We start from the raw sequence: 14,864 nt of genomic DNA, 5'->3' as shown, positions 1-14,864 counted from the left end.
CTTTGATCATCCTTTGTGGACTGTCTGATCCGGACACGTTTTAGGGCCGGCGCCCGAAGAGAAGACGGCGCCGGCCCTGTAACGGTGTTCCGCGGGAGGACTTGGAGAAGTCCGATGAAGCCGTACCCCCGTGGGGGCGTGTTGGCCTCGCTTGTTAAGCTCAAGTCGGGTAGGTGTCACCTCGCGACGCGGGGCCATACAGCCACTGCGCCGCGGGATTTCCCGAAGCTTGGGGTGCTACTCGGTTTTGGTCAAATATGGTGAAGCGTGCTGAGTCTTGAAAACTCAGGCGGAGGTACGCGTGCCGATGTGCGTACGACGGCGCTTCAGGGCCCGTCGCTCGTCCTCGCTCATCCCGCCCCAAACGCCTGCGTCCTGCCCGCTGGCCAAAGCCCAGGCCAGGCAGTCGGAAGCGACGGTGCAGCGGTGGCACACGGATTTCGCCTGAGTTACCTGCGACAGAGCAGGACCGCTGGTTCCCACCGGGAAGAACAGCTCGGGGTCCTCGTCTCGGCAGGCCGCGTCATGGCGCCAGTCCATGTTTCTGAGCTCCTTCATAACGGCGCGGTACTCCGCGCCATAGTCGTCATGGCGGTCGTTTTTTTGGGTGCTTGTGAATGCTTTCACGAAGCACCCGTTTCGACAAGGGTTTTCTGAAGATCGGTGAGTCAGCTCACCCGGCCGAGCGACGCTTCTGACCTGCGGTTTCGTTCCGAAACAGCCTTCCGAAGGGAAGGCCGATGCGGTGAGCGGAGGTTCTGCGTCGATGAGCGGCAGGTTGCACTTTGCCGCAGGCGATCAGCTGTCCGGTCGTCAGACGGTTACTGTCAGTGCTCCCGGAACGCTGAAGAACTCCACTCGCTTCCGCTGGCCGACGAGGTCGCCGTCCACCTGGAAGTTTACCGGTTCAGCAGCGTCGATGCGGATCATCGGCAGGTCATCGTGACGAAGGAGACGTCGTCCGCGTTGGTTGCTCTTCGTGAGCAATGCCTGCCGTACATGCTTGAACACGGTGGGCAATCGCAGACCGCTCAACGCGAAAAGGCCCAATCCGGTGTCGAACGAGCTGCCCGGGTTCAGGTGGACGGGCCGGTCACCCAGGTAACTCCATGGATCGGTGTTCGACACGAAAGCGGTCAGCACTTCGGTGGGCTCTTCACCCGGTATCCGGACCGTGAGGGTCGGACGGCCGAGCGGAGGCCGCAGATGGGACGCCACCGCGGCCCTCATGTAGAGCCCCGCGGTGGTCTGTTTGCCCCTTCGCTTGGCCACCCGGCCGACGACGTCGGCGTCCCAGCCCATACCGGCGTTGAAGGTGAACCAGTGGCCGTCCGCGAGTCCCAGTCCGACTTTGCGGTTCCGGTCGTTCTCGATGGCGTTGAGGAGCTGATGGGTCGCTTCCACCGGATCGTGCGCGATCCCGAGCGCGCGGGCGAAGACGTTCGCCGAGCCGCCCGGCACGACACCGAGCATGGGGACGTCGCCGATTTTCCCGGGATCGCCGTCGGAGTCCGCGAGGAGACCGTTGACGACTTCGTTGACCGTGCCGTCGCCGCCGTGGGCGACCACCAGGTCGATCCCGTCACGGGCGGCGGACCTCGCCACGGCCATCGCGTGGCCGCGGTAGTCGGTCTCCACCACGTCGAGTTTGACCTGACTGGCCAGCGCGTGCGCCAGCACGTCACGGCCACCGGCGGTGGTCGAGGTGGCCTGGGGGTTCACGACGAGGATGGCACGCACTACCGCAGGGTAGGTGACGTCCGCCCGAAGAGGGGAGCGTCAGGTGACGCGAAGCTCACTGCTCCGGGCAGCACGAAACACCCGGAGCCGGACCCCCCGACTCATCGTGACAAGTGCACCCGGGCCGACCGCCCGCTCATCGACGACACCCTTATTTTTTCCCTGTCGGCGGCCGGACGAAAACGGCCGACCGGGTGGCATACGATCGAAAGTGCTCACGTACGGTGACCCGCCCTGGTGGAGTGCCGTGTCCGGAAGCCTGGAAGGCTGTTTCGCCGTGTCCATCGCCGACAAGCTCTCGCCCGCGCCCCGTGAAGTCCGCCTCGCCGGCGTCGTCACCGCGCTGCCGGGGCTCGCCCTGATCGTGTTCGCGATCCTGCTCCTGGTCAACGGCCAGGCCGGACCGGAGAACCTGGTGGCCGAGGTCGCCTATTATCTCGTCCTCGCCGCCGGAACGCTGGCCTGCGCGGCCGGACTGTTCCTGGGGAAGACCTGGGCGAGGTCGCCCGGCGTGGTCGTCGCGCTGATCCTGGTCGGGGTCGGCTGGTACGGCGCGGGGCCGTCCGGGCAGCCGCTGTGGGGTGTTCCGCTGGGCCTGATCGGCATCGCCGTCATCGTGCTGCTGTTCCGCCGCCCCTCGCGGGCGTGGGCGCTCGGGTTGCGGGAAGGCGAGACCGAAGAAGAGGCCGCCGAACGCGACGGCGCCGCGGGCCGCGCGGCGCGTCGCGAACGCGAGGAGCGGGACTCCTAGGGCGCGGCCCCGCACTCGCGTGCTCAGAGACGGATCTCGCGTGATTGGAGACGTAACTCACGTGATCGGCGGCCGTACATTTGAGTGCGGTGTCCAATCACGCGAGTCACGTGTCTGATCACGTGAGTTACGCCTTCGCTCCCGGCTGGACCTGGGCGGCGAGTGCCTTCAGGGGTTCGTCGGTGAGCCTGTCCACGGTCCACTCGTCCATCGGCACCGCGCCGAGCGACTTGTAGAACCCCTGGGCCGGGTTCCAGTTCAGCACCGACCATTCGAGGCGGGCGTAACCGCGCTCGACGCAGACGGCCGCGAGCGTGGCCAGCAGCGCCTTGCCGAGGCCGGAGCCGCGCTGCTCGGGGCGGACGTAGAGGTCCTCGAGGTAGATGCCGTGCACGCCGCGCCACGTGGAGAAGTTCAGGAACCACAGCGCGTAGCCGACGATCTCGCCGTCGACCTCGGCGACGTGCCCGAACAGGCCCGGTGCCTCGCCGAACAGCGCGACGCGCAGCTGCTCGGGCGTGAGGTGGCATTCGTCCGGGGCGCGTTCGAACTCGGCGAGGTCGTAGACGAGCCGGACGACGGCGTCGACGTCTTCTTCGCGGATCCGCCGGATGCGGTCGTCGCCCATTTCAGTCCTCTGTGGTGGGGAGCAGGTTGAGGTGTTCGATCTGGGGCTCGCCGCGCTCGTCACCGAGCACCGCGACGCCGGCCGGGTCGAGTCCGAAGTGGACGCCCGCCGTCGAGGGTAATCCGACCCAGCGCGCGACCAGGACACGGCTGAAATGCCCGTGGCCGACCAGGATCACGTCACCCTTGCCGAGCGGCTCGCGGACACGCTCGATCAGCTTGTCCGCGCGGGCGTTGACGTCGTCCGCGCTTTCGCCGCCGGGGATCGGGTGTGACCAGACCGTCCAGCCGGGGACGGTCTCGCGGATCACCGGGGTGGTGACGCCCTCGTAGTCGCCGTAGTCCCATTCGGCCAGCTCTTCGGTGACCTCGTCGACGCGCAGACCGGCCAGTTCGGCCGTCCGCAGCGCGCGGGTGCGGGGGCTGGAGAGGACGAGCGCGGGGCTGCCGCCGAGCACCGCGCGCAGGGTGCCGCCCGCGGCGCGGGCCTGCCCTTCGCCCGCGGTCGTGAGCGGGATGTCGGTGCGTCCGGTGTGCCGTCCGTTGACGGACCACTCGGTCTGACCATGACGGAGAAGGAAGAGCCGATGAGCCACGGTTGCGAATATAGCCTGCGGTCCGGTTATGCTACTGGTGAGTAACATGATGAGGAGACCGTGATGGCGCAGAATCCGACCTACGCGATGTGGAACCGGCTGGCAGGCAAGCCGGTCGGCAAACAGCTGTTCTCGGCGGCGATGTGCCTGCGTGTGCCGTACTTCCGGACGGTGCTCCCGTCAGTGCGCGAGCTGCGGCCAGGCCGGTGCGAGGTGACGTCCCCCAAGTGGTGGGGTGTTTACAACCACATCAAGACCTTTCACGCGATCGCGGCGTGCAACCTCGCCGAGATCGCCATGGGCATGCTCGCCGAGGCGACCGTCCCGACGACGCATCGCTGGCTGCCCAAGGGAATGACGGTCTCCTACGTGGCGAAGGCCGAGACCGGCCTGCGCGCCGTCGCCGAACTGCCGGAGTTGCCGGAATTCGGCGACGAGAGTTTCGAGCTCCCCGTGCCGGTGACGATCACGGACACGAACGGGAAGCCCGTCGTGACCGCGACCATCACCATCTGGGTGACCAAGAAGAAGTAAGCGTCCTCGCGCGTTCAGTCCTCTGGATGCGGTCCTTGCGCGTGCAACTACCGCATCCAGAGGACGAAACGCTGGGTCACAGGGGTTTGAACTGCACGTGGGTCACCTGCTTGAAGGTGTTCTTCCCGCTCGGCGAGGGCAGCCCGAGCAGACGGTCGGCCACCTGTCCGAGCGGGCCGCAGCCGGTCGTGCGAGGCAGGGCGAGTTGGCTGTCGACGACGCCGAACTTCACCGTCTTCGGATTCTCCGAGATCACCTCGAGGGGGACCGCGGGATCGTCCTTGACCACCGAGTGGAGCGGCGCGCCGAGCGTGCCGATCGTGCATCCCTTGGGCAGCAACGGATGCCGCAGGACCGCGTAAAGATCCAGTTCGCCGCGACGCTCGTCGTTCGACAGGAAGTCCGAGTAGCCGCCGTACTTCAGCTGCATGCTCGCCCCGAAAGTGTCGTCGATCCGGGCGGGAGCGTGCCGCAGCTCGCCGAACACCTGCGCGAATTTCCCGCCCACCTGACCTTCGGAGAACGTCAGCCGCATCTCCCCGAGCCGGATCTCGCGGTCGCCGATGGTCAGCACTCCTTGGGACACAAAGGCTTCACAGCGCCAGGTGCCGGGGTCGGCGTTGGCGGGCGGGGCGGGGCAGGCGGAGAAGTCGAACTCGGGCACGGGGGACGACGCCGCGGAGGCGTGGCCGGGCAGGGCGACGAGGGCGGCGGCGGAGAGTGCGGCCGCGGCCGCGACGAGAAGACGCTTCATGACTCGAAAGAGTGGTCTGTCGCGATCTCGTTCACATCGGGGAAGACCCCCAAGGGCCCCCGGAGATCGCCACGTTCGAGTGAAAATAAACGGTGTTTACCCAGCTGACGCGAATCCACTTCGGATTCGGTCTTGAAGGGCTCTCGGACGGCGGGTGATCATCGGCCCATGTCCCCACTGTCGCGCCGCAAGTTCCTCGGGTTCACCGCGCTCAACTCCGCCGCCGCTCTCGGACTCACCACGATTTCCACCGCACAGGCCGAAGAATCGGCCCCGGGCTTCTCGACGGCCGTGGTCGTCGGCACCGGTTACGGCGCCGCTGTCACCGCGCTCCGCCTCGGCGAAGCCGGGATTCCCACCGTCATGCTCGAAATGGGCAAACTGTGGAGCGACCCCGGCCCCGACGGCAAGGTCTTCTGCGACATGCTCAAACCGGACCGGCGCGCGATGTGGTTCAAGAACCGCACCCAGGCCCCGCTCGCGTCCTTCCTCTGGCTGGACCTGGCCAACCGGGACATCAAGCGGTACCCCGGAGTTCTCGACAGGGTGAACTACGGCGACATGTCCGTGTACGTCGGACGAGGGGTCGGCGGCGGTTCGCTGGTCAACGGCGCGATGGCCGTGACGCCGAAGCGTTCGTACTTCGAGGAGATCCTGCCCGCGGTCGACGCGGACGAGATGTACGGGACCTATTTCCCCCGGGCCAACCGGGCGCTCGGCGTCAACGACATCGACCCGCACTGGTTCGAGACCTGCCGCTCCTACCGCTACGCGCGGGTTTCCCGGAAGGCCGCGGCGCGGGCCGGGCTCAAGACGGTGTTCGTGCCCAGTGTTTACGACTTCGGGTACATGAAGCGGGAAGAAGCGGGCACGGTGCCGCGGTCGGCGCTCGCGTCGGAAGTCATCTACGGCAACAACCACGGCAAGCGTTCCCTCGACAAGAGCTACCTCGCGGCCGCGCTGGGCACCGGGAAGGTGACCATCAAGACCCAGCACCAGGTCCGCGGGATCACCCGGCAGGCCGACGGCACCTACGTCCTCTCCGTGCACGAAACGTCCGAGGACGGCGTGGTCGTGGCGAGGAAGCAACTCGGCGCGAAGTACCTCTTCCTCGGCGCCGGCAGCCTCGGATCGACGGAATTGCTCGTGCGGGCAAGGGAAACCGGGACGCTGCCCGAGCTGAACGACGAGGTCGGCCGCGGCTGGGGCACCAACGGCAACGTGATGCTGGGCCGCGCCAACCACGCCTGGGATCTCGGCGGCTCGCTGCAGTCGGGGATGCCCGCGCTCGGCATCGACGCGTGGGACGACCCGGTGAACCCGGTCTTCGCCGAGGTCGCGCCGGTGCCCGCCGGGATCGAGACGTGGCTGAGCCTGTACCTGGCGATCACGAAGAATCCCGAACGCGGCCACTTCACCTACGACGCCGCCAGTGACTCCGCGCGGCTCCACTGGCGGGCCTCGCAAGGGAAGCCGTCGATCGACGCGGCGAAGGCCTTGTTCGACAAGGTCAACCGGGCGAACCGCACGGTCTACCGGAGCGACCTGTTCGGGGATACGCGATCGTTCGAGGACCGGTTCACCTATCACCCGTTGGGCGGGCTGGTGCTGGGCAAGGCCACCGACTCGTACGGCCGGGTGAAGGGCTACCGGAATCTCTACGTCACCGACGGGTCGCTGATCCCGGGCAGTACCGGGGTGAACCCCTTCGTGACGATCACCGCGCTGGCGGAGCGGAACGTGGAACGGGTGCTGCGGGAGGACCTGCCGCGCTGACTCAGCCTTCGGCCCGCAACTTCTCGTAGTACTTGACGCATTGGTCGTACTTCGGCAGCAATCCCTGCTCCAAGGCTTCCTTCAGATAGGGCGCCTCGATGTCCTTTTCGGACACCGCGGGTTCGACGTCCCGCGGCCACGGCAGCGCGAGATCGGCGTCCATCGGGTTGATGCCGTGCTCGGCCGCCGGGTTGTACGGCTCGGAGCAGAGATAAGCCATCACCGTGTTGTCTTCGAGCGCCATGAAAGCGTGGCCGAGGCCTTCGGCGATGTAGACGGCTTTGTACTCGGCGCTGTCGAGCAGTACGGACGTCCATTCACCGAAAGTGGGCGAGCCGACACGGAGGTCGACGATGACGTCCAGCAGCGAACCGCTCGGGCAGTAGACGTATTTCGCCTGCCCGGGCGGGGTGTCCGCGAAGTGCAGGCCGCGGATGGCCCCGCGCCGGGAAACGCTGGTGTTGGTCTGTGCCAGGCGAAGCCGGTGTCCGACGGCCTCGGCGAACGCCTCTTCCTGGAACGGCGCCACGAACAGGCCGCGGTGATCGGGGAAAACGCGAGGGGTGAATTCGAAACAGTCGGGGATGCTGAGGCGCCTGGCTTGCATGGCCTCAATGCTAACCAGCCCTTCCCAAACCGGATGGACGTCTTGCGAAACCTCTCTTGAGCTGCGGAAAGCCGGGCCCCTTTGTGACATCAACCGCACCAGAGGGGCACACTGGTCCGCATGCCTGTCACAATGATCTGACCGCTGCGTCCGCGGCCGTCGCCACACCCACGGCACCGATGGCCGATTGGACGCTTCGCCGACAGGCCGGCGCTACCGCGCTGGGCTGCCGTGTCGGAGGACGAGTTACCCCAGGTGGCCGGGCCATGCCCTTTGGCCTGCTCACCGGCCAGTTCCCCCGCTCGCAGTCCCAGGAGAACCCGATGACCTTCGCTCGAATCGAGACTTCGCCGTCCTTAGACACGGCGGAAGCAATGACGGGAACCACGATGACCACGCCAGTGACCGACACCGAGATCTTCGAGGGACACGAGGGCGGCAAGCTCTCCGTCGCCGCGACGCGCCCGATCTCCTCGCCCCGTGACCTCTCGGTCGCGTACACGCCTGGGGTGGCGAAGGTGAGCCGGGCCATCGCCGAGGACGCGGCCAAGGCGAAGCGGTACACGTGGGCGGACAGGCTGGTCGTGGTGGTCAGCGACGGTACGGCGGTGCTCGGCCTCGGTGACATCGGCGCGAGCGCGTCGCTTCCGGTCATGGAGGGCAAGTCGGTCCTGTTCAAGACCTTCGGCGGGCTCGACTCGATCCCGCTGGTGCTCGACACCACCGACGTCGACGAGATCATCGAGACCCTGGTCCGGCTGCGCCCGTCGTTCGGCGCGGTGAACCTGGAGGACATCTCGGCGCCGCGGTGCTTCGAGCTGGAGGATCGCCTCAAGGAGGCCCTCGACTGCCCGGTCATGCACGACGACCAGCACGGTACGGCGATCGTCACGCTGGCCGCGTTGCGCGGGGCGAACCAGGTCCTCGGCAAGGACATCTCCGGCCAGCGCGTGGTCGTCTCGGGAGCGGGCGCGGCGGGTGTGGCCTGCGCCAGGATCCTGCAGAACGCCGGTGTCGCGGACGTCACCGTGCTCGACTCGCGCGGCATCATTCACGAGGGCCGCGAGGGTCTGAACCCGATCAAGCAGAAGCTCGCCGAGACGACGAACACGGCCGGCCTGCGCGGCGGCCTCGGCGAGGCGCTGAAGGGCGCCGATGTCTTCCTGGGCCTGTCCGGGGCGACCATCGACGAGTCCCTGCTGGCCGGGATGACCGATGACGCGATCGTGTTCGCGCTGTCGAACCCGGACCCGGAGGTTCACCCGGCCGTGGCGTCGCGGTACGCCAAGATCGTGGCGACCGGGCGCAGCGACTTCCCGAACCAGATCAACAACGTGCTGGCGTTCCCCGGCGTCTTCCGCGGCGCGCTGGACTCCGGCGCGCGGGCGATCACGGAGAACATGAAGCTGGCCGCGGCCGACGCGATCTTCTCCGTCGCGCAGGACGACCTGGGCCCGGACCGCATCGTCCCGAGCCCGCTGGACCCGCGCGTCGCGCCCGAGGTGGCCGCCGCGGTCGCGAAGGCCGCCGAGGCCGACGGCGTGGTGTGACGGTCCCTTTCACAGCGTGCGGGGGGGGGGGGGGGGGGGGGGGGGGGGGGGGGGTTGTGCGCCTCGGCTGAGTTTCCCTCGCTGAAGCGAGCGAAGGGTGCTTCACCCGGCGCGGGTAGGCCGAAGCAGTGCCGGAAGGTGTTGCGAAAGCCACTTTCGCAACCTTCAGCGTTGCGAAAGCGGCTTTCGCAACGCCGCCTTCCCACCGCGTCAGGTGCCAAGTCCGTGAAGGCCTCCTTCGCTACCTTCAGGGTAACGAAGGAGGCCTTCACGGCCCGGTGATGGCAGGCGCTGGCGGTCGTCGCCCGCCGGACGACCGGCCTCGCCGGGAGATGTCGCGAAAGCCACTTTCGGGACACTGGATGTCGCGAAAGTGGCTTTCGCGACATCCCGAAGGCGACACTCACGAGACTTAGCCGAGCAGTTCCGTCAGCCGGTGCCGCGGCAGGTCGATCAGCCGCGCGTCCGTCAGGTCGGACGGCAGGTCCAGCGAGACGTTCGCCAGCCGCGCGTGCGCACGGGTCAGCAGCTCTTCCTGGTGCTCGACGGCGTCCGCGACGACGACGGCGTGCCGGTTGTCCGGGGTGCTCCGCAGCAACCGCAGCTTGTACTTCGCCCCGACCAGCCGGTTGAGCGCGCCCTGCGCCTCGGCGTTCGTCAGGTCGGGATGCGAGTTCGGGACCAGCAGTGCCAGCCGTCGCGCGTTGGTGCCCAGCAGGGTCCGCAGCAGCCACGGGCCGGGGTCGGCCGAAAGGTCCATCGCGACGGCGTCGCCTTCCGGACCGGAAACGGACCAGTCGACCGGCCGCGACTCCAGCGCCAGCCCGCCCTCGGTGGCGATTTCGTGCAGCTTGTCCAGCAGCGACGGCTTGGCCGCGCCCGCGGACTCCACCGACTGCGGCCCGTGCGTGTAGATCGCGGCCTTCCCTTTGCCGCCGCGGTTCTTCTTCGACTTCGCGGTCGGCTGGCAGACGTAGAGGTCCGCCGCGCTTCCGATCGCCTGCGCGCCGAAGTACCGGTTGAAGTCCGGCAGGATCGCTTCGAAGGTCAGCCCGAGCGTCGCGAGCGCGCGCTGCACCTGCGCGCCCAAGGCGGGGTGGCGGGGGCTGTAGCCGTAGGCGAGCAGCAGACGTCCGTCCGAAGGTTCGCTCAGCGCCTGGACCCCGCGCGCCGCGAACAAGCCCATTCCCTCGGGCGTGTAAGGCGGATCACTGAACACGAGATCCATCCGCCCGGCCACGGTGGGTGGCAGCCCGACGCGCAGATCCGTGTGCAGGGTGCGGATGGACCGCTCGCTGAGCTCGTCGATATAGGCCAGCACGCGATCGTCGAGATCGACGACGGTGAGGTCCGCGTCGGGCCGCAACGCGCGGACGGCCAGTGAAGTGAGGTCGTGGTCGCCGAGGAACAGCAGCTTCGCCGTGTCGAGGTCGTAGCGCTCGTCCAGCCACAGCGCGCGGTTCAGCACGGTCTCCGGAGTCGCCTGCACGTGGTCGAGCGCGGCCAGCGGCGCGGGAACGTTCTCGACATAGCTGGTGATGGTCTTCAGCAGGTCGGGATCGGTTTTCCGGTCCTGAGCCCCGAAGCGCGCGTACTTCTCGCGGGCGTCGGGGGCCAGCCGGAGCCGGGATCCGTTCCGCTCGAGGTCGTCGTCGAGCGCGCTCAGGACGTCTTCGACACTCCGGCGCGGCGCGGTGCTGATCCGGATCAGCTCGCCGAGGTCACGCCAATCCGTCCGGAGCAGGGAAATCACCTGATGGAGCGGTCGCACGTGGACACCGTGCGCCGCGAGGACGTCATCGACGGAAGGACTCACGGCCTGCAGCCTAGTGACCCGTTCCCTGAGACACCGTGCCAACAGGGCCGATGTGGGCTACGGTTTTTCGACCAGACATGGGGAGAGACACGTGACTATCGAGTTCCGTGGCGTGACCAAGCGGTATCCGGACGGGACGGTCGCGGTCGACGACCTGAACCTCACCGTGGAGGACGGCACCATCACCGTCTTCGTCGGGCCGTCCGGTTGCGGCAAGACCACGTCGCTCCGGATGATCAACCGCATGGTCGAGCCGACGGCGGGCTCCGTGCTGCTCGACGGCAAGGACGTCAGCGACGGCGACCCGGCGCTGCTGCGCCGCGGCATCGGTTACGTCATCCAGCACGCGGGCCTCTTTCCACACAGGACGGTCCTCGACAACGTCGCGACGGTGCCGTTGCTGTCCGGCTGGGACAAGGGCAAGGCACGTAAGCGCGCGGCCGAACTGCTCGAAACCGTCGGCCTGCCCGCGGAACTCGGCAAGCGGTACCCCGCCCAGCTTTCCGGCGGCCAGCAGCAGCGTGTCGGCGTCGCCAGGGCGCTCGCGGCGGACTCGCCGGTGCTGCTGATGGACGAGCCGTTCTCCGCCGTCGACCCGATCGTCCGCGAGGAACTGCAGGACGAACTGCTGCGCCTGCAGTCGCAGCTGGGGAAGACGATCGTGTTCGTCACCCACGACATCGACGAGGCCGTGCGGCTCGGGGACAAGATCGCCGTGCTCCGCGTCGGCGGCGTGCTCGCGCAATACGGTACGCCCTCGGATGTGCTGCGCCATCCCGTCGACGACTTCGTGGCGTCTTTCGTGGGCAAGGATCGCGGCTATCGCGGGCTTTCCTTTCTTTCGGCGGACGGGATCGTCGTCGAAGAGATCAAGCGCGTCGAGGTCGGCAAGCCGGTCCCGGAGCCGTCCGACGAATGGCTGGTCGCGGTCAACGCCGACGGTCAGCCGCGCGGCTGGCTCCGTCCCGGGTCCACTGTGGACGGAGAGCTCGCCGAGACCGATCTCGTCGCGGGCGGATCGCTGTACGTCCAGGGTTCGCCGATCCGCGGCGCGCTCGACGCGGCGCTTTCGTCGCCCGCGAGCCTCGGTGTCGTCGTCGACGCCGACCACAAGGTCCTCGGCGTGGTCAGAGCCAGGCAAGTCCTCGAGGTGATCGAAGCGCTGCCACTGGGTTCCTGATGGGGGACTTCTTCGCGGAGCTCGGGCGCTACCTCGCCAGCCCCAACAACCGCTCGCAGTTCCTCGGCGACCTGCTCGACCACATCTACCTCTCGCTGGTCCCGCTGGTGCTGGGGCTGGTGATCGCGGTGCTGGCCGGCTGGCTCGGCCACCGCTTCGCCGCCGCGCGTTCCGTGCTGCTGGTGGTGTCGAACCTGCTGTACACGATCCCGTCGCTCGCGTTGTTCGTGGTGATCCCGGGCATCATCGGCTCGAAGATCCTCGACAGCGTCAATGTCATCGTCGCGCTCACCGTCTACACCGCCGCCCTGCTGGTGCGCCCGGTGCTGGACGCGCTCGACGCCGTGCCGCCGCATGTGGTCGCCGCGGCCACGGCTGTCGGCTACAAACCCGCGCGGCGCTTCCTCGCCGTGGAGCTGCCGCTTTCGGTGCCGGTGCTCGCGGCGGGCGTCCGGGTGGCCTCGGTCAGCAACATCAGCCTGGTCAGCGTCGGCGCGCTGATCGGCACCGGCGGGCTCGGCGTGCTGTTCACCGACGGCTTCCAGCGCGAGTACTTCTCGCCGATCGTCGTCGGGATCGTCGCGACGCTGCTGCTCGCGCTGATCGTCGACCTGGTGCTGGTCCGGCTCCGTAATCTCCTCACACCCTGGGACCGGGTGGCGACCGCAGCGGGGGCGAAATGATCGACGACGTCCTGAACTGGTTCGGCGACCCGGCGCATTGGCAGGGCACGGACGGCGTTCTCAACCGGCTGCTGGAGCATCTCGGCTACACGGTGCTGGCACTCGTCTTCGCGCTGATCGTCGCGATCCCGCTCGGGCTCTACGTCGGGCACACCGGCCGCGGCGCGGTGCTGCTGGTGAGCGGTGGCAACGCGATCCGCGCGCTGCCGACGCTGGGGCTGGTGACCTTCCTGTTCCTGCTCTTCACCGAGAGCGAGATCTCGACGATCATCGGGCTCGTGGTGCTCGCCATCCCGCCGATCCTCGCCGGGACCTACGCGGGTCTGCAAGCGACCGATCACGGCGTGGTCGACGCGGCGCAGGGCATCGGAATGACCGGCTGGCAACGGTTGTGGAAGGTCGAGGTGCCCATTTCGCTGCCGCTGGTGCTCGGCGGGGTGCGGAACTCGGTGCTGCAGCTGGTGGCGACGGCCGCCGTCGCCGCCTATGTCGGGCTCGGCGGACTCGGCCGGTTCCTGCTCGACGGACTGGCCATTTTGGACTATCCGCAGGTGGTCGCGGGCGCGCTCCTGACGACGGCGCTCGCCATCCTGCTGGATCTCGTCCTGGCGGGTGTCCAGCGGGCGCTGGTGCCCAAGGGAGTTCGGCTGGCGCAGGCCGCGAGCGGGAAGAAGGCGAAGGTATGAAGCGGACGGTGACGGCGCTGCTCGCCGGGATCGCCCTGCTGGCGGCGGGCTGCGGCAATCCGCTCGCGGGGGGCGCCGAGGGCGGGACGACCGGCGACATCATCATCGGCGCGTCGGACGTGGGGGAAACCCTTCTGCTGGCGCAGATCTACGCCGGCGCGCTGCGCAACGCGGGTGCGGAGAACGTGACCGTGCGCCCGCCGGTCGGCAGCCGCGAGGTCGTCGTCAAGGCACTGCAGGACAAGTCGCTTTCGCTGGTGCCGGACTACAGTGGGAACCTGTTGCGCTACTTCGACAAGGAGACGCAGGCGACCACCCCGCAGGAGGTCTACGCGCAGTTGAAGCAGAAGCTGCCGTCCGGATTCGAGGTGCTCGAACAGGCGCCCGCCGAGGACAAGGATCTTCTGGTGGTGCGCAAGGAACTCGCCGATTCCGGGATCCGGACCTTCTCCGATCTCGGCAAGCGCTGCAAGGAATTCGTGTTCGGTGGTCCCGGCCCGTGGAGCAGCCGGTGGAAGGACAAGATCAAGGCGCTCTACGGCTGTGAGTTCGCCGAGATCCGCACGACCGACACCGGCGGACCGGTCACGGTCGCCGCGCTCAAGTCCGGCGACGTCCAGGTCGCCGACCTGTTCAGCACGTCGTCGTCGATCACCGCGAACGGGTTCGTGCCGCTGGTGGACGACAAGAACATGTTCCCCGCGCAGAACATCGTCCCTCTCGTCGCGAAGGGGACTTTGTCACCGAAGGAGGTCGACGCGCTGAACCGGGTTTCGGCGGCGCTCACGACCGATCAGCTGACCGAGTTGAACGTCCAGTTCAGCGAGGAGAAGCGCAACCCGCTCGACGTCGCCGAGGAGTTCCTGCGCCGGAACAACCTGCTGGCCCCGGGCTAAGGCTTGGGAAACACGCCTCAGAGGCGGTCGAAGGCGGGCGAGTAGCGGAACTCGCCCCGGAGCTCCGGGGTGTACGCGCGCAGGGTGCGGACCTGGAAATGTGGCGCCCATTCCGCGACCGGCGGCTCGATGCCGTACTGCCCGGCGAGCACGAAGCCGAAGCGGGAGTAGTAGTTCGGGTCGCCGAGCAGGATCACCGCGCCGTAGCCGAGCGCGTCCGCCGCGCCGAGCACCGCGTGCACGAGCGCGGAGCCGATGCCGGAGGCGTGGTACTCGGGCAAGACGCCGAGCGGGCCGAGACCGACCGTCGACTTCTCGTCGGAGCCGAGCCGGGACGGGCTGCAACAGACGTGCCCGACGATCTTCCCGTCGCGTTCGGCCACGATGGACAGTGCGCCGATCAGATCGCCGTCCTCCCGGAGTTCGTCGACGAGTTTCGCCTCGACCACCGGGACACTGTGTTTCGCGAACGCGGCCAGGTGGACGGCGTGGATCGCCTCGCGGTCGGCCGGGGTTTCCTGTCGGAGCTGCATGGGCCCGAGTGTGCTCCATCCGAAGGTAGGATGGAAATCGTTTTCCGCCCGGGGAGGTCGCGACTTTAGTAGGCGGCCATCCGTGTGTACTTCCAGACCGATGAAACGAACGGTGGGCGGGAAAGCGACCACGGG

General features: G+C 67.9%; 16 protein-coding genes. 8 read left to right on the top strand and 8 right to left on the bottom strand.

The features are described from left to right. Positions 1 to 285: 285 nt before the first annotated feature. Positions 286 to 540, bottom strand: coding sequence for a WhiB family transcriptional regulator (locus HDA45_RS13780; RefSeq protein ID WP_026466945.1), 255 nt, complete (start codon positions 538 to 540; stop codon positions 286 to 288). A 273-nt stretch (positions 541 to 813) separates the two neighbouring features. Next, on the bottom strand, positions 814 to 1,740 hold the full coding sequence (locus HDA45_RS13775; RefSeq protein WP_184895312.1) for a diacylglycerol kinase family protein: 927 nt from the start codon (positions 1,738 to 1,740) through the stop codon (positions 814 to 816). 247 nt (positions 1,741 to 1,987) lie between these two features. On the opposite strand from HDA45_RS13775, the gene HDA45_RS13770 reads away from it, so the two are divergent. Then, positions 1,988 to 2,491: a hypothetical protein gene (locus HDA45_RS13770; protein WP_343072064.1), complete on the top strand. Its 504-nt coding sequence runs from the start codon at positions 1,988 to 1,990 to the stop codon at positions 2,489 to 2,491. 127 nt (positions 2,492 to 2,618) lie between these two features. Here HDA45_RS13770 and HDA45_RS13765 read toward each other — a convergent pair whose 3' ends face one another. After that, positions 2,619 to 3,119, bottom strand: a complete 501-nt coding sequence (locus HDA45_RS13765) for a GNAT family N-acetyltransferase (protein WP_184895307.1) — start codon at positions 3,117 to 3,119, stop codon at positions 2,619 to 2,621. Between the two features lies 1 nt (position 3,120). Continuing rightward, positions 3,121 to 3,714 (bottom strand): acid phosphatase, encoded by a 594-nt coding sequence (locus HDA45_RS13760; protein WP_184895305.1) that lies wholly within the window; start codon positions 3,712 to 3,714, stop codon positions 3,121 to 3,123. Positions 3,715 to 3,777: 63 nt separating this feature from the next. On the opposite strand from HDA45_RS13760, the gene HDA45_RS13755 reads away from it, so the two are divergent. After that, positions 3,778 to 4,248: a hotdog fold domain-containing protein gene (locus HDA45_RS13755; protein WP_184895303.1), complete on the top strand. Its 471-nt coding sequence runs from the start codon at positions 3,778 to 3,780 to the stop codon at positions 4,246 to 4,248. A gap of 76 nt (positions 4,249 to 4,324) precedes the next feature. Here HDA45_RS13755 and HDA45_RS13750 read toward each other — a convergent pair whose 3' ends face one another. Then, positions 4,325 to 5,002, bottom strand: a complete 678-nt coding sequence (locus HDA45_RS13750) for a hypothetical protein (protein ID WP_184895302.1) — start codon at positions 5,000 to 5,002, stop codon at positions 4,325 to 4,327. A 168-nt stretch (positions 5,003 to 5,170) separates the two neighbouring features. On the opposite strand from HDA45_RS13750, the gene HDA45_RS13745 reads away from it, so the two are divergent. Beyond that, positions 5,171 to 6,778, top strand: coding sequence for a GMC oxidoreductase (locus tag HDA45_RS13745; protein ID WP_184895299.1), 1,608 nt, complete (start codon positions 5,171 to 5,173; stop codon positions 6,776 to 6,778). A gap of 1 nt (position 6,779) precedes the next feature. Here the strand turns inward: HDA45_RS13745 and HDA45_RS13740 are convergent, their stop codons facing one another. Further along, the gene (locus tag HDA45_RS13740) at positions 6,780 to 7,385 is read right to left on the bottom strand and encodes a dTDP-4-dehydrorhamnose 3,5-epimerase family protein (protein WP_184895297.1); all 606 of its coding nucleotides are present in this window, start codon (positions 7,383 to 7,385) and stop codon (positions 6,780 to 6,782) included. A gap of 374 nt (positions 7,386 to 7,759) precedes the next feature. Between HDA45_RS13740 and HDA45_RS13735 the strand changes: the two genes are divergently transcribed. Further along, the gene (locus HDA45_RS13735) at positions 7,760 to 8,935 is read left to right on the top strand and encodes an NAD(P)-dependent malic enzyme (RefSeq protein ID WP_184905601.1); all 1,176 of its coding nucleotides are present in this window, start codon (positions 7,760 to 7,762) and stop codon (positions 8,933 to 8,935) included. A gap of 412 nt (positions 8,936 to 9,347) precedes the next feature. Here the strand turns inward: HDA45_RS13735 and HDA45_RS13730 are convergent, their stop codons facing one another. Continuing rightward, positions 9,348 to 10,751: a bis-aminopropyl spermidine synthase family protein gene (locus HDA45_RS13730; protein WP_184895295.1), complete on the bottom strand. Its 1,404-nt coding sequence runs from the start codon at positions 10,749 to 10,751 to the stop codon at positions 9,348 to 9,350. Between the two features lie 91 nt (positions 10,752 to 10,842). Between HDA45_RS13730 and HDA45_RS13725 the strand changes: the two genes are divergently transcribed. From HDA45_RS13725 to HDA45_RS13710, 4 genes are read left to right on the top strand one after another with little or no spacing between them, the layout of a single operon-like run. After that, the gene (locus HDA45_RS13725; RefSeq protein WP_184895293.1) at positions 10,843 to 11,931 is read left to right on the top strand and encodes an ATP-binding cassette domain-containing protein; all 1,089 of its coding nucleotides are present in this window, start codon (positions 10,843 to 10,845) and stop codon (positions 11,929 to 11,931) included. Then, positions 11,931 to 12,614, top strand: coding sequence for an ABC transporter permease (locus HDA45_RS13720; protein ID WP_184895286.1), 684 nt, complete (start codon positions 11,931 to 11,933; stop codon positions 12,612 to 12,614). The genes HDA45_RS13725 and HDA45_RS13720 overlap by 1 nt, the downstream gene beginning before the upstream one ends. Next, positions 12,611 to 13,300 (top strand): ABC transporter permease, encoded by a 690-nt coding sequence (locus HDA45_RS13715; protein ID WP_184895284.1) that lies wholly within the window; start codon positions 12,611 to 12,613, stop codon positions 13,298 to 13,300. The genes HDA45_RS13720 and HDA45_RS13715 overlap by 4 nt, the downstream gene beginning before the upstream one ends. Then, complete coding sequence (locus HDA45_RS13710) at positions 13,297 to 14,196, top strand: ABC transporter substrate-binding protein (RefSeq protein WP_184895282.1); 900 nt, start codon at positions 13,297 to 13,299, stop codon at positions 14,194 to 14,196. Before HDA45_RS13715 ends, HDA45_RS13710 begins: the two co-directional genes overlap by 4 nt. Before the next feature lie 17 nt (positions 14,197 to 14,213). Here the strand turns inward: HDA45_RS13710 and HDA45_RS13705 are convergent, their stop codons facing one another. Next, positions 14,214 to 14,729, bottom strand: coding sequence for a GNAT family N-acetyltransferase (locus HDA45_RS13705; RefSeq protein WP_184895280.1), 516 nt, complete (start codon positions 14,727 to 14,729; stop codon positions 14,214 to 14,216). Between the last annotated feature and the right edge of the window lie 135 nt (positions 14,730 to 14,864).

This window comes from Amycolatopsis umgeniensis (genome assembly GCF_014205155.1).
GTDB classification, from domain to species: Bacteria; Actinomycetota; Actinomycetes; order Mycobacteriales; family Pseudonocardiaceae; genus Amycolatopsis; species Amycolatopsis umgeniensis.
Note: the sequence above shows the minus strand (reverse complement) of the source record. Positions and strands in the feature narration are given on the sequence as shown.